At 36.7% G+C, this 18,670-nt stretch carries 17 protein-coding genes; 13 read left to right on the top strand and 4 right to left on the bottom strand.

Features of this window, described 5'->3' with window-relative positions; genetic code table 11:
- Window positions 1–211 precede the first annotated feature (211 nt).
- Both F606_RS0101880 and F606_RS0101885 read left to right on the top strand, forming a co-directional pair.
- Complete coding sequence (locus F606_RS0101880; protein ID WP_019552162.1) at window positions 212–1,351, top strand: DUF6765 family protein; 1,140 nt, start codon at window positions 212–214, stop codon at window positions 1,349–1,351.
- Between the two features lie 377 nt (window positions 1,352–1,728).
- Window positions 1,729–2,775 carry an HD-GYP domain-containing protein gene (locus F606_RS0101885; protein ID WP_019552163.1) on the top strand — a complete coding sequence of 349 codons (1,047 nt, stop codon included), beginning with the start codon at window positions 1,729–1,731 and terminating at the stop codon, window positions 2,773–2,775.
- Between the two features lie 87 nt (window positions 2,776–2,862).
- Here F606_RS0101885 and F606_RS0101890 read toward each other — a convergent pair whose 3' ends face one another.
- Window positions 2,863–3,462 carry a TetR/AcrR family transcriptional regulator gene (locus tag F606_RS0101890; RefSeq protein WP_019552164.1) on the bottom strand — a complete coding sequence of 200 codons (600 nt, stop codon included), beginning with the start codon at window positions 3,460–3,462 and terminating at the stop codon, window positions 2,863–2,865.
- Between the two features lie 182 nt (window positions 3,463–3,644).
- Here F606_RS0101890 and F606_RS0101895 point away from each other — a divergent pair, with 182 nt between their 5' ends.
- Window positions 3,645–4,835 (top strand): MFS transporter, encoded by a 1,191-nt coding sequence (locus F606_RS0101895; protein ID WP_019552165.1) that lies wholly within the window; start codon window positions 3,645–3,647, stop codon window positions 4,833–4,835.
- An 85-nt stretch (window positions 4,836–4,920) separates the two neighbouring features.
- On the opposite strand, the gene F606_RS0101900 is transcribed toward F606_RS0101895, so the two are convergent.
- Window positions 4,921–6,129 carry an acyltransferase family protein gene (locus tag F606_RS0101900; RefSeq protein WP_019552166.1) on the bottom strand — a complete coding sequence of 403 codons (1,209 nt, stop codon included), beginning with the start codon at window positions 6,127–6,129 and terminating at the stop codon, window positions 4,921–4,923.
- A gap of 381 nt (window positions 6,130–6,510) precedes the next feature.
- Between F606_RS0101900 and F606_RS0101905 the strand changes: the two genes are divergently transcribed.
- The 3 genes from F606_RS0101905 (at window position 6,511) to F606_RS0101915 (ending at window position 10,813) form a co-directional block, all read left to right on the top strand.
- Window positions 6,511–7,485: a CHAP domain-containing protein gene (locus tag F606_RS0101905; RefSeq protein ID WP_019552167.1), complete on the top strand. Its 975-nt coding sequence runs from the start codon at window positions 6,511–6,513 to the stop codon at window positions 7,483–7,485.
- Window positions 7,486–7,895: 410 nt separating this feature from the next.
- Window positions 7,896–9,182 carry a dicarboxylate/amino acid:cation symporter gene (locus F606_RS0101910; protein WP_033368132.1) on the top strand — a complete coding sequence of 429 codons (1,287 nt, stop codon included), beginning with the start codon at window positions 7,896–7,898 and terminating at the stop codon, window positions 9,180–9,182.
- A 332-nt stretch (window positions 9,183–9,514) separates the two neighbouring features.
- A complete protein-coding gene (locus F606_RS0101915) occupies window positions 9,515–10,813 on the top strand; it encodes a dicarboxylate/amino acid:cation symporter (protein WP_026329193.1) in 1,299 nt (432 codons plus the stop codon).
- A 43-nt stretch (window positions 10,814–10,856) separates the two neighbouring features.
- Here F606_RS0101915 and F606_RS0101920 read toward each other — a convergent pair whose 3' ends face one another.
- Window positions 10,857–11,201: a winged helix-turn-helix transcriptional regulator gene (locus F606_RS0101920; RefSeq protein ID WP_019552170.1), complete on the bottom strand. Its 345-nt coding sequence runs from the start codon at window positions 11,199–11,201 to the stop codon at window positions 10,857–10,859.
- Window positions 11,202–11,553: 352 nt separating this feature from the next.
- Between F606_RS0101920 and F606_RS0101925 the strand changes: the two genes are divergently transcribed.
- The 3 genes from F606_RS0101925 (at window position 11,554) to F606_RS0101935 (ending at window position 14,851) form a co-directional block, all read left to right on the top strand.
- Window positions 11,554–12,189, top strand: a complete 636-nt coding sequence (locus F606_RS0101925; protein WP_019552171.1) for a flavodoxin family protein — start codon at window positions 11,554–11,556, stop codon at window positions 12,187–12,189.
- Window positions 12,190–12,329: 140 nt separating this feature from the next.
- On the top strand, window positions 12,330–13,997 hold the full coding sequence (locus F606_RS0101930; protein ID WP_019552172.1) for a 2-oxoacid:acceptor oxidoreductase subunit alpha: 1,668 nt from the start codon (window positions 12,330–12,332) through the stop codon (window positions 13,995–13,997).
- Window positions 13,994–14,851, top strand: a complete 858-nt coding sequence (locus F606_RS0101935; RefSeq protein ID WP_019552173.1) for a 2-oxoacid:ferredoxin oxidoreductase subunit beta — start codon at window positions 13,994–13,996, stop codon at window positions 14,849–14,851. Before F606_RS0101930 ends, F606_RS0101935 begins: the two co-directional genes overlap by 4 nt.
- An 88-nt stretch (window positions 14,852–14,939) precedes the next feature.
- On the opposite strand, the gene F606_RS0101940 is transcribed toward F606_RS0101935, so the two are convergent.
- The gene (locus F606_RS0101940) at window positions 14,940–15,701 is read right to left on the bottom strand and encodes a DeoR/GlpR family DNA-binding transcription regulator (RefSeq protein WP_019552174.1); all 762 of its coding nucleotides are present in this window, start codon (window positions 15,699–15,701) and stop codon (window positions 14,940–14,942) included.
- Window positions 15,702–15,990: 289 nt separating this feature from the next.
- Here F606_RS0101940 and F606_RS0101945 point away from each other — a divergent pair, with 289 nt between their 5' ends.
- The 4 genes from F606_RS0101945 (at window position 15,991) to ppnP (ending at window position 18,601) form a co-directional block, all read left to right on the top strand.
- Window positions 15,991–16,425, top strand: a complete 435-nt coding sequence (locus F606_RS0101945) for a PTS sugar transporter subunit IIA (protein ID WP_019552175.1) — start codon at window positions 15,991–15,993, stop codon at window positions 16,423–16,425.
- Window positions 16,426–16,640: 215 nt separating this feature from the next.
- Window positions 16,641–17,465, top strand: a complete 825-nt coding sequence (locus F606_RS0101950) for a hypothetical protein (protein WP_019552176.1) — start codon at window positions 16,641–16,643, stop codon at window positions 17,463–17,465.
- 156 nt (window positions 17,466–17,621) lie between these two features.
- The gene (gene lepB / locus F606_RS0101955) at window positions 17,622–18,167 is read left to right on the top strand and encodes a signal peptidase I (RefSeq protein WP_019552177.1); all 546 of its coding nucleotides are present in this window, start codon (window positions 17,622–17,624) and stop codon (window positions 18,165–18,167) included.
- 116 nt (window positions 18,168–18,283) lie between these two features.
- Complete coding sequence (gene ppnP / locus F606_RS0101960; protein ID WP_019552178.1) at window positions 18,284–18,601, top strand: pyrimidine/purine nucleoside phosphorylase; 318 nt, start codon at window positions 18,284–18,286, stop codon at window positions 18,599–18,601.
- The last annotated feature ends 69 nt before the right edge of the window (window positions 18,602–18,670 follow it).

Genomic DNA, 18,670 nt, shown 5'->3' on the forward strand with positions numbered 1-18,670 from the left:
ATGCTGCCTTATATTACGGGGGTTTGGTTAAACTATAATAGGCGAAGCAAAGTGCTTGAAAATAGATATATTTCAAGAAGGACAAGGAAATGTCCCTGAATAGAGCGAAGTAAACACAACAGGATGGATTTTTTTATAAATAAGAAGTAAATCTGGTAATGACAGAGAATTTAAAACTGTATATGAAATATATTTTAAGGGAGTTGTTATAATGCAAAAAGATTTCCATTATGATGTAGTTTATGTTTTAGCACAATGGGCAGGCTATAGTGCAGTTGAATCGGATACGATAGCGCATAGCTCACAATATGTTGATGATGCCATTCACTCTGGTGTCGTCAAATTTACCAATGGAGCAATGTTTTCCAGGGTGAGTTCAGCTCATTCAGCTTTTGATCTATGCCATAATATAAATGAAATTGAAGATCAGTTTGTATGGGTTCCTTTTCATTTTTTACCAGGAAACTTAGGCTTACCTGCTGGACAGGCAGCGGAACAAGACATGACAGATCGCTTGATTTGCTATCCCAACAGCTATGTAGGTCGTGAAATGATATTGGAATGCCTAAAGCAAAAAGGCAGCCGAACAGAGCTGCATCGTTTGGGTATTACCCTGCATATCTATGCCGATAGCTGGGCACATCAAGGGTTTTCAGGGATCATCAGTAAAAAGAACCAAATAAAAAATCTGCAATATAAAGAAAGTGGTACCGGAATTATAAAAACTGTTGATGAATTTATTCTTAAAGCGGAAGATAAAACCCATGCTTGGATCAATAAATATCTGCCACTCGGTCATGGGGCTGTATTCACATATCCGGATTTACCTTATGTGAGCGAATGGTCTTTTGAATATGAAGATGGCAGAAATCCAGGCGCCGGAACGGAAAACTTTATGAAGCGCAATAACATAGAGATTTTTATTGATGCAGCGAACCATATTTATAAAACCTTATGTTTATTCAAACAAGGCACGATTCCTGGAGATATTGAAACAATGTTTGATACGACTATTGGGCTTTCGGCGGAACAAGAACAAATTTTGCGGAAAACATTTACCAATTTTACGGGTCATGAAACAGAGGTGCGGCATACTGACTGGCAGCGAGAAATAAATAGTCATTCGATTCCTGGTGTTGATGAAATTCCAGAATATTATAAGCAAGGTGAAAAATCATGGGAATATCTGGCGTTGGGAACAGAATTGGATGTTCATCAACTTGAGCAGACTGTCGAATATAGCGATGATTTTCTTCTGTCAGATTGGAAATTATTTCATGATGCGTTGCAAATTCACCGCACCTATATCTTAAATGAATTGCTGCCGAAATATGGGATTTGTGCGGTGTAAAGGGCTCTTTTATTTTGATGATTTATGATAAGCTAGACAAAAGTTCTATTTTTTGTATGAAAAATGAATTTTTATTAAGTATTTTGCAAAACAACCGATAACTATATTGAAGCGATTGGACTGTATTTAGGTAATTAATAGAATTGAAGTATCTCTCTATATAGAATTGAATTAAATATTTTATATGGCAATCGTCAGGAATTGGATATAGGATTGAGTGGCATTACGGAGGACGTAAACGATGCCCTATAGCCAATTCCTGACAGCCTAATACGTTAGACGTAATTTCTTTAATGCATTATATATAAATATATAATATTGATTTTGCTGTGCATTGAGGGATATCAATGCTCTTGATTGAAGGGAGACATGGATGTATGGCAGCTAAATTAATGCCAGTAGACAATTTGATACCAGGAATGATTTTGGCGGATGCGGCACTTTCACTAAATGGAAAGGTATTACTCGGTAAAGGTGTAGACCTGACACCGCGGCATATCACTTTATTGATAACTTGGGATGTCCAAAGTGTTTTTGTTGATTCAACCGAAGCAGAGGCTGAACCAGTAGAAACGTTAGCAGAAAGACCGACCGAAAGTCTAGAGTGTTTAGCTTGTTTGAATGAGCAGAATGAAATTGTTCAAACGGTAGGCGTGAATTTTGATATTGTTCGTAAATTTGATATTATTCCGGTTGCACAGATAAGAAATTCAGTGCAGCTTATTTGTTCGGCAATTAGTCCGGTTCATAGTTTTGAAGTGATGAATGCCTTACTTATTAACCAAGCGACATTGACCGACTTTATTCCTCGTCATTCTGTTATGGTAGCTTACTTTTCGGGGATGATTGCTCATCAGCTAAAGTGGAGTGAAGCTGATATTGCGGGCGTTGTCATGGCAAGTTTGTTGCATGACATAGGAAATTTATCAATGCATTCAATTGATGATTTGCGGATAAAAACTGATTTTGCAAAAACAGCAGCGTTGCTAAAAAAGACACAAGGCCTTTCCAATCAGGTTATTTTGGGGATTGTACAGCATCGAGAACGTTCGGATGGTGGTGGGTATCCAACTGGTGCACAAGGCGATAAGATTCACCCTTATGCCAGAGTCATTGGTGTAGCTGATTTTTTTCATAATGTAGCTTATAAGGATACGTGTAATAATCCATTTCCTGTCTTAGATACGCTTACGGCAGGTATGTTTGATAAATTTGATTTGAAAATTTGCATGATTTTTATTGGACAAATAAAGAACAGCTTGCTTAACAATCGGATTATGCTTTCGAATGGAAAAGAAGCGCAAATCGTCTTTTTTAATTCTAGTGCCTATAGTTTACCGATTGTAAAAACGTTGGATGGAGAATTTATTGATTTATCCAAAAATCCAAATATTCATATTGCAAAAATGATATCACCATTTTGATAATTCATTTTAGTAGATACCGTAAGGTGTAGTGAAACTAAAAAAGATAACTCATAATTCTTTTATAGAATGCGAGTTATCTTTTTGTTATTTATGTTCTTTTTTTTGTAGTGCGCCTTGAATGCCTAACAGTAAGGTCTGTATTACTTTGTTAACGAATCGATCATTCACTGGTTCATGCGTTATTAATAATCGATAAAAGATTGGGGCATAAATCAAATCAATTGATAACTCAATATCGATATCTGCCCTAAATTCACCCGAGGCAATGCCTCGTTTTAAAATATGATGAGAATCAAGACGACGTGGCTTGAAATAGCGTTGTAAGTAAGCTTCTGCCAGGCCGGTATCGGATTGTCCATGACCAATTAAGGCGGTTAAGATTTTACCTTCGTGCGTATTTAAAAAATTTGCCAAGTTTGTTGCCTGCAGCGTAATATCTTTAATCGCTGAGCCAGTATCAGGCGGCGGAAGTTTTGCCGAAGCCGTTGCCATAAAGCTGTCCATGATTACCGCGGCTTTATTTGGCCACCATTTATAGATTGTGGCTTTACTAACTTTGGCTCGTTCCGCTATTTTATCAACGGTTATCGCAGCAAAATTATTTTCGAGCAGTAAATCATAGGAAGCGGCTAGTATAGCTTGTTCTGTCTGTGCACTACGGGGGCGTCCAGTTTTTTTATTCAATAAAATACCTCCCAATTTATGGCCTGTATTATAAAACTATACGTACATTATATAAAATAAAATTAAATTTGGGAAGCGAATAAAAAAAACTTTACAAAACTGAACGTTTAGTTTATTATTAAATTAATAAAACTAAACGTTCAGTTTTGTAAAAGAAATAATAATGAATAGAGGTAGGAATAATGAATATAAAATCTCAGGAAAATCAAAAAATTCCGCAGTGGTTGATGCTTATGCTGGCAATAGCCTGTGGTGTTATTGTAGCAAATTTATATTTTGCGCAGCCGCTCATCGGACCAATCAGCCTGGCGTTAGGCATTTCACCACAGCTATCAGGAATGATTGTTACGTTGACACAAATTGGTTATGGACTAGGGCTTCTGTTTATCGTGCCGCTGAGTGATCTGATCGAAAATAGAAAATTAATTTTGTCCGTATTGGTGATTCTGTTACTGGCATTGCTGGCTCTCGTCGTAATTCCAACAGCAAGCATATTTTTCATCGCATCTTTTTTTATTGGAATAGGTGCTGTTGCTGTTCAAATTTTAGTTCCGTATGCGGCGTATCTCAGCTCCGATGAGCAACGCGGACGGGCTGTAGGAAATGTAATGAGTGGTTTATTATTTGGTATTATGCTGGCCAGACCAGTAGCCAGCTTTATTACGGCAGCCTGGGATTGGAATGCAGTTTTTATTTTAGCGGCAGTTTTGATTGTATTGATCATGGTCATGCTTAGAAAATATCTTCCTGAACGAAAGCCAGTACCTACGATGAAGTATGGACAACTGATCAAATCGTTATGGGGCCTTTTTACAACAATTTCTATTTTAAGACGTCGTGCCATCTACCAAGCGTTTTTATTCAGTGCCTTTAGTCTTTTTTGGACTGTTATGCCTTTGTGGCTGGTAGATGCGTTTGCTTTATCACAAAATGGTATAGCTTTGTTTTCTTTAGCTGGAGTTGCTGGTGCGCTTGCCGCTCCAATTGCGGGAAGACTTGCTGACCGAGGCTGGACACGTTGCTTGACGGGGGCAGCTTTTATACTTGGATCATTCGCCTTTTTGTTAACACATTTTTTGCAAGATACGGTTTTTGCTTTACCTATTTTGGTTGTGGCTGCTATTGTGTTAGATATGGCGGTTTCTGGAAATTTAATTTTAGGACAGCGAGCTATTTATTCTTTGGGAAGTGAAATACGAGGTCGGTTGAATGGTATTTTTATGGCAATATTTTTCCTCGGTGGAGCGGTTGGTTCTGCTATAGGCGGCTGGTCTTATGCACAGTATGGATGGTTTTTTACATCTATAATTGGGCTGAGCATGCCGCTGGCTGCCTTTGTTTATTATCTTACAGAACAAAAAAATAAAGCATGAACAATTTTTCCCTGCTATAAACGATATCTTTATACAACAAGGGCTGTGCAGCCGCAGATTTATTTGCAGATGTACAGCCTCTTTTTTATTTGGTGTGTTTAAGTTTTTGATGGGCAAAATCCAAAATAGGTTTTTCCAGGTAGTACCACGATAAAGAAGCAATTGCATAGGTTAAGAGTAAAGAAATTCCCATAATAGTGATCCAGCTGGAAAAATCTTTGAGGGGAGATGGGATATGGTTTGGTGCAGCAAATATCATTACAAGTGTCATGATAATATAATGCCAAATGTAAATGCCAAAGGAAATTTTAGCGGTATAACGAGAAAATGGGTTATCTAGAATATGACCAATAATTTTACTATAAGGAACTGTTGCAACGACTATTCCTATGCTTAAAGCAAGAAATGGATAATAATATGGTTGATTTTGCCAGCTGAAACCAAAATCAAGGGTTGTTTTTTGTGTCCATAAAATCATTATAAATGAAAAAAGTCCAACAAGGGAAAGTAAATCAAAAAAATGAAAACCAGCTAATTTTTCTCGAATTATTTGATGTTTACTGAACCATACCAAAAAGCCCGCAGCAAAAATTCCGATTATATAGTGAGCGAAAAACCCGATTGGATTGTAATTCGGCATCCAATATTTGGCGCCCCCCACAACACCATATTGCCAGCCCCGGTTAATGTTATCCGGCTGGCAATACATTTGAATGAGGCTGTTTAAACCAAAAATTACCAGCAATACAATAAACCAATAATACAGGGCTTTGCGAAAGGTATGGCGTTTTCCTAAGTAAAATAAGCCAGTCATGAAAAATGGCAGAAGTATATATGAAAAAACCTCAAAACTAATGGACCATAAGGGACCGTTTAGTTCTGGTACAGGGAAAAACGTTGTATAATGGAATCCACCAGTAAACGTAAGGGCAGTTAGGAAGCGCAAAAGGCGGTTTGGTGAATTTGGCAAAAATAACATTTCTAAAAATAGAGACACGGCTATGACAAGATAAAAACCAGGTATAATACGGGCGGCCCGTCGCAAGGTATACTCTCGTAAATTCGGCAGCGGTTGATTGTCTAAATAGTGTTTCCAAAAAGGATAGGCAAGCAAGGTGCCGCTTAAAACAAAAAAAATACTGACGCCGGATGGTGCTGTAATCCAAAAAGCTCGCTGGAGCGCCGCTAAAAATTCATTGGTTGCTGCTATACCAAAACGTTGTACCATGTGATGAAAAACTACCAGCAAGCAGGCAATGGTTCTTATACCATCCAATCCTAAAAATCTTGACATGTTGTAGATCACCTCAATTTATTTATGAATATACTAGTTTACACTATAGCACTGAGCTAAAAGGTATTCTATAGATTTAACACCTTTTGGAGTGCTGTTTCAATATTGAATAAAAAATCATAAATATGCTGAAATAATATTACACGATTTTGCTTTTTTCGTTAAATTAAAATAAATAGTTTTTTCATAATTCTTACGTAAGATCTATTCATCTAGCTATAGTTTGTAAATTTTCAACAGGAAAATAAAAAATATCTTAGAAGGACAAAAGGGCTTTGATGTGGTATTCTAGATAATAACATCCTTTGTTTTGAATTGCTTGTAATTATTTCGTATTGATTTTGAATAAGGGGAGATGTAGTAGGACAGAGGTGTTTTGTTATGCAGAAGGTTCTTGTATTTATAGGAGTTTTTTTTGCTTGCTTTTATGCTAGTGCATATGGTGCCAGCTGGCAGGGACTGCCTGATGGAATTTGTGCAAAGTATGCTGCCCAGGAATTTGGAAAAATTGCACCTCAACCAGGCGTAAATTGGCTGAAATACAATTATGATTGGGTACTGCAGGCAAGGCAGGCAGGCTGGGTTGTTAAGACGAGCGTTCGAGAGGTGATACCAGGTGCTATTGTTGAGTGGCAGGGACTTAAACGCGATGGCGGTCATGTTGCAATCGTCAGGCGAGTTTTGGCAAATCGTATTATAGTGGAAGAAATGAACGTAGGAACTACTACGGGAACGGCTGTGTATAATTTTGGCGGGGAAAGCCATCAATCACCGGTGACAGATGGTTGGAATAAAATCAGCATACGTTCTATTTTATATAGTGATCTTTTGAAAATGGATAATAAAAAATTTATGGGATATATCTGGCCGGTACGACAAAGTGACTATGAGCAAAATCCAGATAAATATACAGTGTCTTCTGTGGATCAGATGAAGACGAAAGAACCTCGTTATAAGAGCTTCAAAGAGTATTGGGCGCCAACATATATGATTAAGGAATTTGATAAAATAGCACCAGCTCCTGGAGCCAATTGGACTGGTAATGTGAAAGAATGGATTCAAAATGCTCAGGCGGCAGGCTGGGTGACGGCTTTAGACTGTAATGAAGTACAAATCGGCACAATCACGATACAATATAACCCAGTGGACAAATTAGTTAAGGTTGGTCTTATCTGTGCGATCAAGAAGGATTTGCTTACGATTGACTTACGAAAAAGCGATTTGTCACCTTTTCGCGAAACTGTAACAATAAGTGATTTGCAAAAGCCAGATAAAGAAGGCTATCTGCTGCTTGGTTGTATTTTGCCAGTAAGGCAAAACCCTTCAGGGCTTCCAACAAATAGTATCAATAAATAGATTGATTAAAATAAAAGCTAGAGATGTTTTTCGTCTCTAACTTTTATTTTTTTGATAATGGCTGATTATCAGAAAATATAATACTTTTAACGATTTTTTTGTGTATTGTGTATAAAATGAAAAAATTTATTAGAAAATGCTATAAAACTAGGTGGTATTTTTTTTATTTTAGGCGTATAATAACGTGAAAGCATCGCTTTGATAGTTTAATTCTATCGATAAAGACGATTTAAATGGGTTAAGCGTAAAAGGAGGCCGATATTCTGAGAAGACTTTTTGCAAAGCAGCAGAATGCGCCAATTTGTGAATATAAGCACTTTCATATATAGCGCGATAGTTTTTATAGGAAGACATGTAACAGGTTTTATGTGTATACGAATTCATATGAGCTGAAAGCAGGTGTAGGCATTTTGAAAAAAGATTTTTTTAAATCATTGCATTTTCAGGTTTTTGCGTCTATTATCATTGGGATTTTAGTGGGATATTTATATCCGTCTGTTGGTGAAAGTATGAAACCTTTAGGGGATGCATTTATAAAACTTATTAAAATGATTATTGGACCAATTATTTTTTGTACAATTGTTTGTGGAATAGCAGGCATGGGCGATATGAAAAAAGTGGGACGTGTGGGTGGTAAAGCTTTGCTTTATTTTGAAGCGGTTACAACGAGTTCACTTTTTTTTGGCATTTTTTTAGTGAATTGGCTACAACCAGGGGTTGGCATGAATGTAGATGCTAGTACACTGGACTCTGCCTCGGTAGCAATGTACACAACGGGCGCGCAAACCCACACGGTCGGTGAGTTTTTTATGAATATTATTCCAAATACCGTAGTGGATGGTTTTGCGAAAGGTGAAATTTTACAGATCCTCTTAGTTTCGGTTATGTTTGGCTGGGCTTTATCAAAGTTTGGTGAAAAAGGGAAAATGCTTTTAGGCGTAATTGGTGATGTATCTCGTGTGTTTTTTGGTATTGTTGATCTTATTATGCGTTTGGCACCAATTGGTACATTCGGGGCGATGGCTTTTACAATCGGTAAATATGGGATTGCATCCTTAGGTCCTTTGATGAAGTTATTAGGAACTTTTTACTTTGCTTGTTTCTTATTTATTGTTTTGGTTGTTTGGCCGATTGCCAAATGGGCAGGAATTAGTTTTACAAAATATATTGCTTATTTTAAAGAAGAATTGTTGGTCGTGTTTGGTACAGCATCTTCCGAAAGTGTTTTACCTCGCATGATGGAAAAATTGGAACGAGTTGGCTGCTCCAAATCGATTGTAGGGCTTGTTATACCAACGGGCTATTCATTTAATTTAGATGGGACATCTATTTATTTGACAGTTGCAGCTATCTTTTTAGCGCAGGCGACGAATACCGATCTTACGTTTATGCAGCAATTTACAATTATTGCAGTTTTGCTGTTAACATCAAAAGGTGCTTCGGGTGTTACCGGCAGTGGATTTATTGTATTGGCGGCAACCTTATCGACAATTCCTTCCATTCCGGTAGGTGCCTTGGCGCTTATCTTTGGTGTGGACCGTTTTATGACACAAGGTCGAGCACTTACAAATCTGATTGGTAATGGGATTGCCACATTTGTTGTAGCAAAGTGGGAAAATGAATTAGATGTGGAAAAACTGCAGAAGGTGATGTATGAGCATAAAGAACCGGAGGTAGAGCCGGCTCATACTGTATAGAATTCATTGAATGAAAAAGACTCCTGTTATGATGTTTTAACATCATAACAGGAGTCTTTTTTTGAAAAATATAGACGTTGATATATAAATTTTATCTATTGCATGATAGAAAAATTTAATAAATCAAGTAGGCTTTACTAGCTAGTAATTTTACTGTTTTTATCGTATAATAACATCAATGCATTCGTATGATAACTTATTGCTATTGTCATGCTGTTTAAATTTGAATAGGATAAAGGGAAGGAATTTATCTTATTACAGTACAGAGTGTTTTGTGAGTTCACGAAATGAAAATTTTTTATGTATATAGTTTATAAAAATTAAAGGCAGGTGTGGGTAATTTGAATAAAAGTTTTTTTAAGTCATTGCATTTTCAAGTCTTTGCATCCATTATTATCGGTATTTTATTAGGATACGTATATCCATCTGTAGGCGAAAGTATGAAGCCTTTGGGTGACGCATTTATTAAATTGATTAAAATGATTATTGGCCCAATTATTTTTTGTACGATTGTTTGCGGAATAGCAGGTATGGGGGATATGAAAAAAGTGGGGCGCGTGGGTGGTAAAGCTTTGCTTTATTTTGAAGCGGTTACAACTTTTTCGTTGTTCTTTGGTATTTTTTTAGTAAACTGGCTCCAGCCAGGTGTTGGCATGAATGTAGATGTAAGCACGTTGGATGCATCATCGGTGACAATGTATGCGAATGGCGCTCAAAGTCATACGGCCGGTGAGTTCTTTATGAATATTATTCCGAATACGGTGGTAGATGGGTTTGCCAAAGGCGAAATTTTGCAGATCCTTTTATTTTCGGTTATGTTTGGTTGGGCGCTATCAAAGTTTGGTGAAAAAGGGAAAATGCTATTGGGTGTAATCGGCGATGTATCCCATGTGTTTTTTGGTATCGTTGATATCATTATGAAATTAGCACCAATTGGTACTTTTGGTGCAATGGCCTTTACAATTGGTAAATATGGCATCGCATCGTTAGGCCCGTTGATGCAATTATTGGGGACTTTTTATCTTGCCTGTTTCTTATTTATTATATTGGTCATTTGGCCGATCGCTAAATGGGCAGGTGTTAGCTTTACGAAATATATTGCTTATTTTAAAGAAGAACTATTGGTTGTTTTTGGAACGGCATCTTCCGAAAGTGTTTTGCCTAGAATGATGGAAAAACTTGAGCGAGTTGGCTGTTCTAAATCGATTGTCGGGCTCGTTATACCAACCGGCTATTCGTTTAATTTAGATGGGACATCTATTTATTTGACAATTGCGGCTATCTTTTTAGCTCAGGCTACGAATACGGATCTTACGGCGATGCAGCAGTTCACGATTATTGCGGTGCTGCTGCTGACATCCAAAGGTGCATCTGGTGTTACCGGCAGTGGCTTTATTGTTTTGGCAGCTACATTGTCCACGATACCGACCATACCAGTTGGAGCACTGGCTCTTATTTTTGGTGTTGATCGCTTTATGACGCAAGGCAGAGCCCTTACGAATTTGATTGGCAACGGCATTGCAACTTTTGTAGTTGCGAAATGGGAAAATGAACTTGATGTAAATACAATGAAACGAGAAATGTATGGCATTCAAGAAGAAGAACTGGATCCAGCGAAAATCTCTGTATAGAAGCAAAAAAGCCTGCGAATTTTCGCAGGCTTTTTTGTTGAAATTATTGTATTAAGGAAACTTCCAGGTGGGGATAATATTTTATTGACCAATTTTCCATTTCTTTTAATATTTTAGTAAGATCTCGCCCTTCAGTAGTGAGTGAATACTCAACTTTGGGTGGCACTTCAGCATAAGCTATTTTACGAATTAAGCCAGCTAGTTCTAATTCTTTTAGTTTTTCATTTAATACTTTTTGGCTAATTCCATTTGTGATACGCTGGAGTTCTAAAAACCGTTTTGGTTTCTTGTATAAATGACATAGTATGACAGCTTTCCATTTGCCTCGAATAAAATCCATTGCGAAATCTAAGCGACATACATAGTTTTTGCCATTATAATCAATCATTTTAGTACCTGCCTTTACGTGTAGATTCAATCAGCTTTTGTTATTATGTAGAACGCAATAAAGAACATCCAATCTATCAGTCTGTCAGGAATGGGGTAAGGGCATCGTTTGCTTCCTACGTAACGCCCGCCATACCCATTCCTGACGATTGCCATGTATATGTCTGAAACAGTGCTGTCTTAAATTGAATCGATATTTTTATCATAACAGATTGAAGGCGTAAGATATAGTGATTTCAATAAATCTTACCTAAAAGTAAGGAAACTAACTTAAAAGTGCGTACTTGTTAATTAATTGATGGAGTTCTATACTAAGGATAAGTTTGAACTTAGTATTTGGGGAGGTTGAGCAGATGAAAGTTGTTGCTTTTAATGGAAGTCCGAATAAAAATGGAAATACCTATGAAGCGATTAAAACGGTGGCAGAAGAGTTAGAAAAAGACAATATTGATGTCGAAATTGTGCATGTGGGCAATAAAGTTATTCGCGGTTGTTTAGCTTGTGGCGGATGCCGTCGCAATATGAATGAAAAATGTGTAATAGAAAAAGATGAAGTCAATGAATGGATTCAAAAAATGAAAGAAGCCGATGGCATAATCTTAGGTTCACCAGTACATTATGCAGCAATTGCTGGTACCATGAAGTCGTTTTTAGATCGTGCTTTTTTAGTAACTTCGGCAAATGGTGGAATGCTTCGGCATAAAGTTGGTGCCAGTGTTGTGGCCGTCAGACGGGCAGGCGGAATTCCAACATTTGATCAGCTGAATAATTATCTGAACTACTCAGAAATGGTGATGCCAACATCAAATTACTGGAATGTAGTCTTTGGTACAGCGCAAGGTGAGGCTAAACAAGACGACGAAGGGCAGCAAATCATGCATGTCCTTGGTGAAAATATGGCCTGGCTCATGAAATTAGTTGAATATGGCAAAGATCATGTAAAAGCTAAGGAAAGAAAAGATAAAATATATATGAATTTTATTCGATAAGTAATAAAATAACCGTCAGTATAGTAATATACGGGCGGTTATTTTATTTAGTTTTTAAATAATAAAAATTAAGCAGGAAATGTTATTCATTTCTAGAAATTGTATTAAGAAATATAGAAATATTATAAAGGTGGGATATCATGTATAATATTTTGCTTGGTGGAGCAGCTGGACAAGGTGTAGATACAACAGGAACAATTTTAGAAAAGCTATTGAAACAGGCGGGTTATCAGATATTTTCCATGAAAGATGTAATGTCACGTGTACGGGGTGGACATAATTTCACATTGATTCGTTTTGGCCCTGAAAAAATCGATTCACATAGTTATAAGCTGGATGGGATTGTAGCATTTAATGAAGAAACAATTGAAGTGCATAAAAAGCAACTTAAACCGGGCGGTTTTATTCTTTGTGATGCATCCTTTGCCGCAGAAGGTAAAAATATTACTAAAATTGCCATGAATGAAATGGCAAAAACAATCGGAAATCCAAAAGTAGTTGGCAGTATTGCTATTGGTGCAATTCTAAAAAGTTTTGGTGAAACCTTGGAACATATTGAAACAGTCTATAAACATGCTGTGAAATCAGAATATTTAGACCAAAATCTTCAAGCAGTCAAACAAGGCTTTGACAGTGTTAAAAAACATCATGAACATAAAGATGGTGCTTATGCAAAGTGGATGCTTTTGACAGGGAATCAGGCGATTTCTCTAGGGGCTATTGCAGCTGGATTGAAATTTTATTCAGCTTATCCAATGTCGCCGTCCACTTCAATTATGGAATATTTAGCTGGGAAAATGACCGAAGCTGGAATCGTGGTCGAACAGGCTGAAGATGAAATTGCGGCCATTAATATGGCAATTGGTGCTTCCTTTGCGGGAGCAAAAGCGATGACTGGAACATCTGGCGGTGGGTTTTCTCTAATGGTTGAAGCGCTTGGTTTATCAGGCATTGCCGAAATACCAATTGTGGTTGCCAACATCCAACGACCGGGACCAGCGACGGGGTTACCGACTCGGACCGAACAAAGTGATTTAAACTTCATGATTTCGGCATCGCAGGGAGAATTCCCCCGGATGGTCATTGCTGTTAAGAATCATGAAGATGCTTTTTATCAAACGATGCGTGCTTTTAACATGGCCGAAAAATATCAGATTCCGGTGATGCTGTTGAGTGATCAATATTTGGCGGATTCATCAGCGGTCGTAGAGCCGTTTGATTTTGCTAAAATAAAAGTTTATCAGGCACCTGAACCGATATTTGAAGGTGAGTATCTGCGGTATAAACTTACGGAAGATGGCATTTCGCCACGTCTAATTCCCGGGACGAAGCGTGGTTTTGTCGCAGCAGATAGTGACGAACATGATGAAGCTGGCAAGATTATCGAATGTGCGGAAATGCGGATAAAACAAGTGGATAAAAGATTTTTGAAATTGAAAAAACTTGCCATGGAAATACAAGAACCAGAATTTATTGGTTCCGATACGTATGATACTCTATTAATTGGGTGGGGATCAACGTATGGTCCAATTAAAGAAGCGATTCAATACTTAAATAATACGTCAGGGAAAAAATTTGCAGCTTTACTGTTTGGTGATGTATATCCATTGCCGACGAAACTTTTGACGGCAAAAGTGAAAGCGGCAAAAAACATTGTTAATGTTGAACAAAATGCAACAGGACAGTTGGCGAGACTTATCCGCGAAACAACCAGTATTACATGTACTGCCAGTATACTGAAATACGATGGTCGGCAAATATCAGGTGAAGAAATCATTGCCGCAGTGTTGAAGGAGGTAGCAAAATGAGTGACACTTCTAAGGAATTTTGCATGTATGAAACCGCTTGGTGCCCAGGGTGTGGGAATTTTGGTATTATTAAATGTTTAAAACAAGCACTGGAAGAGTTAAATAAAGATCCGCATGAAGTTCTTTTGATGGCTGGAATCGGGCAGGCAGCCAAAACACCACAGTATCTTAAAACCAATAGTTTTTCAGGTCTCCATGGCAGATCCTTGCCAGCAGCTATTGCAGCAAAAATTGCCAATCACAATCTGACGATTGTGGTGAATACCGGTGAAGGTGATTCCTATGGTGAAGGCGGGAACCATTTTATTCACAATATCAGAAGAAATGTTGATATTTCACATTTCGTTCATGACAATCAAGTTTATGGCTTAACGAAGGGGCAAGCTTCGCCAACATCATCAGAAGGTTTCGTGACTGGGGTACAGACAGAAGGCAGCATGAATACACCGTTTAATCCACTGATGATGGCAATTGCAGCTGGGGCTGGATTTGTGGCCAGGTCTTTTAGTGGTGATCCGGTACAACTTGTTGAGCTTATGAAAAAAGCGATTTTGTATAAAGGGTATGCTTTAGTAGATATATTACAGCCGTGTGTTACCTTTAATAAAATCAATACATTTGCTTATTACAAAAAGCGGGTTTATCATTTAGATGAAAGTTATGATCCACATGATAAAATGGCGGCCATTCAAAAAGCCTTGGAATTTGGCGACAAAATTCCTACGGGCATTATTTATCAGGAACAAAAACAGACTTTTTATGATAAAAATAAAGTTTTATCTACGGCTATTCCATTATGTGAGCAAAAACTCGATCCCTCTTTGCTTGAAAAATATAGTCAGGAATTTATTTGAAAAACAAAATATTCAAGGTGATTTTCAATCAATTTATATAAAAAAGATGAATTCCATTGGCGCTGGAATTCATCTTTTTTTATGATAATTAAACAAGAAAAACTTCAATGCCCAGTTTTTTGATTTTTTCAATCATCTCTGGGTCGGCATCTTTATCGGTTACAATTGTATCGATTTCGCGAGGTGCGGCTATTGTCATAAAAGAACTTTCGCCTAGTTTTGTATGGTCAACGACCAGAACGACTCTCGTAGCCTGTTTCACCAGAATCCGTTTTGTTTCCGTATCATCAATATCTGGATTTGTTGCGCCGCGACTGATATCAAATGCTGCCGAACCGAGGAATAATACATCAATTTTAAATTCGCGCATAAATCGGCTGGTCATTTGCCCAGCAAATCCCTGCGTTTTTTCTTTGAAAATCCCAGGGACTGTAATCAGTTTGATGTCTTTTACGGTACTTAGTATATTAATAACAGGCAAAGAATTTGTCATGACAACAATGTTTTTCTTTTGTGATAGTGCTTCGGCAAGTTCTTTTGTTGTAGAGCCGCAGTCGATAAAAACGGCAGAGCCCTCACTAATTAAATTCACACAAAAATTGGCGATTCGATTTTTTTCTTTTTGTAAGTGTTCTTCTTTAAAAGACAAATTATGTATAAATATAGAGCCTCGATTGAAAGTAGCACCGCCATGGATTAATGTTACACTGCCCTGATCAGAAAAAAATTTTAAATCTCGACGAATTGTCATGGAAGAAACATTATATAATGCAGCTAGTTCGAGTATATTGACGGAACCGTTTGTTTTCAAACATTCTAAAATTTCTTTGCGGCGGGTATTTGTTTTCATATAATTTCTCCATTTTCTATTTAGTACTTATAATATAAGGTTTTTCACTACTTTTGTCAATTTAAAATGTTAATATTTTGTTATTTTAACTACTTTATCCTATTTATTGTAACAAAAAAACAGAAAAAATCATTAAAAATAACATTTTTACATAAAATAGTGTTGACTTGTTATTGTGTTGCTAGCTATAATTGATTTTATAGAAATAAAGTAACAAAAAATGTTAAAATAATTTTACGGGAGAAACATTTAGTGTTGCTTATATCAATAGGGTGAGGAGTGGAAATTTATGAAATTACTACTTGTATCAAATGGAAATTTAGCTCAGGGCTTGTATATGGCGATGGAACATTTTTATTATAAACCGGATATTGATTATATTATTTTGCGCGATTCCGATAAAAAAGAATATATTGCGGAGATAGAAGCCTATATGAAGAAAAATTGTATGGAGGATATCTTGGTTTTGTGTGATGCATATGGAAGTACTGCTTTTAATGAAATTGTTGTTTTGATAAACAAGTTAGAACGAACGAAATCGGTAGGTGTGATTTGCGGGATGAATTTGCCGATGGTTTTTAAGATTTATGGATTAAAAGACATGTGGAGCTTGACTAGTATTAAATCTTTTTACAAAAATTCCGAAAAACAGGGCGTTATTGTTTATTCACCTAAAGTAAAAAAGGACCGTAAATTTCTTTTAAAAATAAATATACCAATTTAATGGTTGCAACTGGAAAAAGTAAGAACACCACACTTTGGTAAAATTCAGGGGGGTTCTATTTTTATAAATATAAATCTATTAAACAATTGCTGAAGAGCTTTCTATGATACAATAAATTGCATAGAAGGCTTTTTTCATGTAGAGAAGCAAATTACAAAATTTGATCAAATAAAGACAGACTGCTATAGCAATAATAACATTGGAGAATGGAGCATATGATGGAAACGCTAGTAAGTATCATTATTTTAAGTGTAATGGAATTGGTTTATCTTTTTGGAATTATCATTATCGTAGGTTTTTTGCTGGGCTGGTTGGAAACGATAGCTGCTCAATGGGCCTATAAAGCGTTTGGGAAAACGGGTATTTTATTGACGTCATGTATTGGAACACCCATACATGAAACAGGGCATGCTTTGATGTGCCTTTTGTTTGGTCATAAAATTATCGCTATCAAGTTTTTTGATTTGAATCCGCAAAATGAAACGTTAGGTTATGTCCAGCATAGTTTTGATAAACATAACTTGTATCAAAACATGGGAAATTTTTTTATCAGTTTAGGTCCTATATTTAGCGGCAGTGCCGCAATTTTATTCTTTATGTATTGGCTTGAACCATATACTTTTTCTGCACTGCGGCAAATGGCAGCATCCGTGCCTGTTGTCCATACCGTAACAGATCTTTTAATTTGGTCGGGACATTCTATGTCGAGTGTATATTATGGATTGTGGAATAGTCCAAGTTTTGGCTCTTTAAAATATTGTGTGTTTTTAGTGCTGGCAATCTGCATATCTTCCCATATTGCTTTAAGTAAGATAGATATTAAAAATGCAATGGCGGGTTTGAGTGTGACTTTTTTTTGTGTGGTAGTCGGCAATTTTATTGCGGCTTTTTTGGGTATTGATACATTATATTATGTGTTGGAAGCGGCAAATTATAATGTTTATTTACTATCAATCTTGTCGGTATCATTGCTGTTTTCGCTATTTACAGCAATGGTTATGGGCGTGTGTGCAGGCTTTCTCAAAATACATAGAACTTGATTTTTTGGTTTATTTTCTAGAATGTGATGGAAAAACAATACAAATAGATTGACCTTCTGATTTGGGGGATATAAACTAAAATAGTGAACTGAGTTGTGTGAATGAACCTATTCAATAGTTGGTGAATATTCTGTCTAGCTGGAAGGAGAAAATTTTATGAAATTAATCGATAATATTCAAGATTGGATTTGCAGTTTAGCGCTTTCTCTAGCGATTGCGTTATTCATCAATATCTTTCTTGTACAGCATATGGTGGTTGAGGGGCATTCGATGGATCCGACCTTACATGATCATCAGCATTTAATTATATCCAAGTTTTCGCATAGCATTAAGAAAATGCCGGATTATGGGGATATTGTTACAATCGATAGCCGAGTTTCGCGGGAACGAAGCTTAAAAGACGATTTGTCTGAGCCGATAACGAACTTGGTTAATCAGCAGCAATATGTTTTTGTTAAACGGGTTATTGGTAAACCGGGGGATGTTCTTGAATTTAAAGACAGTCAGGTGTATCGAAATGGTACAAAACTCGATGAATCTTATATTTTGGAAACTATGCGTGTGATGGTGGATCAGAAAATCACAGTGCCAGCTGATTCAATATTTGTTATGGGTGATAATCGGAATAACAGTATGGATAGTCGTATGATCGGAGCGGTTCCGCTTAATCATGTATTAGGTGTTATGGTTGCTAAAATATAAAATAAAGGGTGTGGTAGGCTTTTTTTTGCTTAAGAATTATGAAATTGGTATAGTAATATTGGTACACCGGAGCTTTGTCTAATTAAAATATTAAATAAGAGAAAGAGGGATTTTGAGTGGATATATTCGAGAATGTTTCTATCGTAAAAAAAGCCAATGTATATTTTGATGGAAAAGTAACAAGTCGTACGGTTCTTTTTGATAATGGAGAAAAGAAGACTTTGGGGATCATGATGCCTGGTGAATATGAATTTGCCACGGCGGATAAGGAACGTATGGAAATTTTAGTGGGAACTATGGAGGTTTTATTGCCAAACCGTGAAGATTGGATTAGCATTGAAGCAGGGCAAACATTTGAAGTGCAAGCACATTCAAAATTTAAGTTAGTCGTCCAGGATATAGCAGATTATTGCTGCTCGTATATCAAAGAATAAATATATTGTTTTTAGCATATATATGTTTATTTATGCTGAAGTTATGTATTATAAATATAGTTGAAATAA

Origin of the sequence: Propionispira raffinosivorans DSM 20765 (assembly GCF_000381065.1) — a bacterium.
Lineage (GTDB): Bacteria > Bacillota > Negativicutes > Selenomonadales > Selenomonadaceae > Propionispira > Propionispira raffinosivorans.

Coding starts and splice junctions, on each gene's coding strand:
- F606_RS0101880 (WP_019552162.1), top strand. CDS start 212: ATGCAAAAAGATTTCCATTATGATGTAGTTTATGTTTTAGCACAATGG.
- F606_RS0101885 (WP_019552163.1), top strand. CDS start 1,729: ATGGCAGCTAAATTAATGCCAGTAGACAATTTGATACCAGGAATGATT.
- F606_RS0101895 (WP_019552165.1), top strand. CDS start 3,645: ATGAATATAAAATCTCAGGAAAATCAAAAAATTCCGCAGTGGTTGATG.
- F606_RS0101900 (WP_019552166.1), bottom strand. CDS start 6,129: ATGTCAAGATTTTTAGGATTGGATGGTATAAGAACCATTGCCTGCTTG.
- F606_RS0101905 (WP_019552167.1), top strand. CDS start 6,511: ATGCAGAAGGTTCTTGTATTTATAGGAGTTTTTTTTGCTTGCTTTTAT.
- F606_RS0101920 (WP_019552170.1), bottom strand. CDS start 11,201: ATGATTGATTATAATGGCAAAAACTATGTATGTCGCTTAGATTTCGCA.
- F606_RS0101925 (WP_019552171.1), top strand. CDS start 11,554: ATGAAAGTTGTTGCTTTTAATGGAAGTCCGAATAAAAATGGAAATACC.
- F606_RS0101930 (WP_019552172.1), top strand. CDS start 12,330: ATGTATAATATTTTGCTTGGTGGAGCAGCTGGACAAGGTGTAGATACA.
- F606_RS0101935 (WP_019552173.1), top strand. CDS start 13,994: ATGAGTGACACTTCTAAGGAATTTTGCATGTATGAAACCGCTTGGTGC.
- F606_RS0101940 (WP_019552174.1), bottom strand. CDS start 15,701: ATGAAAACAAATACCCGCCGCAAAGAAATTTTAGAATGTTTGAAAACA.
- F606_RS0101945 (WP_019552175.1), top strand. CDS start 15,991: ATGAAATTACTACTTGTATCAAATGGAAATTTAGCTCAGGGCTTGTAT.
- F606_RS0101950 (WP_019552176.1), top strand. CDS start 16,641: ATGATGGAAACGCTAGTAAGTATCATTATTTTAAGTGTAATGGAATTG.
- lepB (WP_019552177.1), top strand. CDS start 17,622: ATGAAATTAATCGATAATATTCAAGATTGGATTTGCAGTTTAGCGCTT.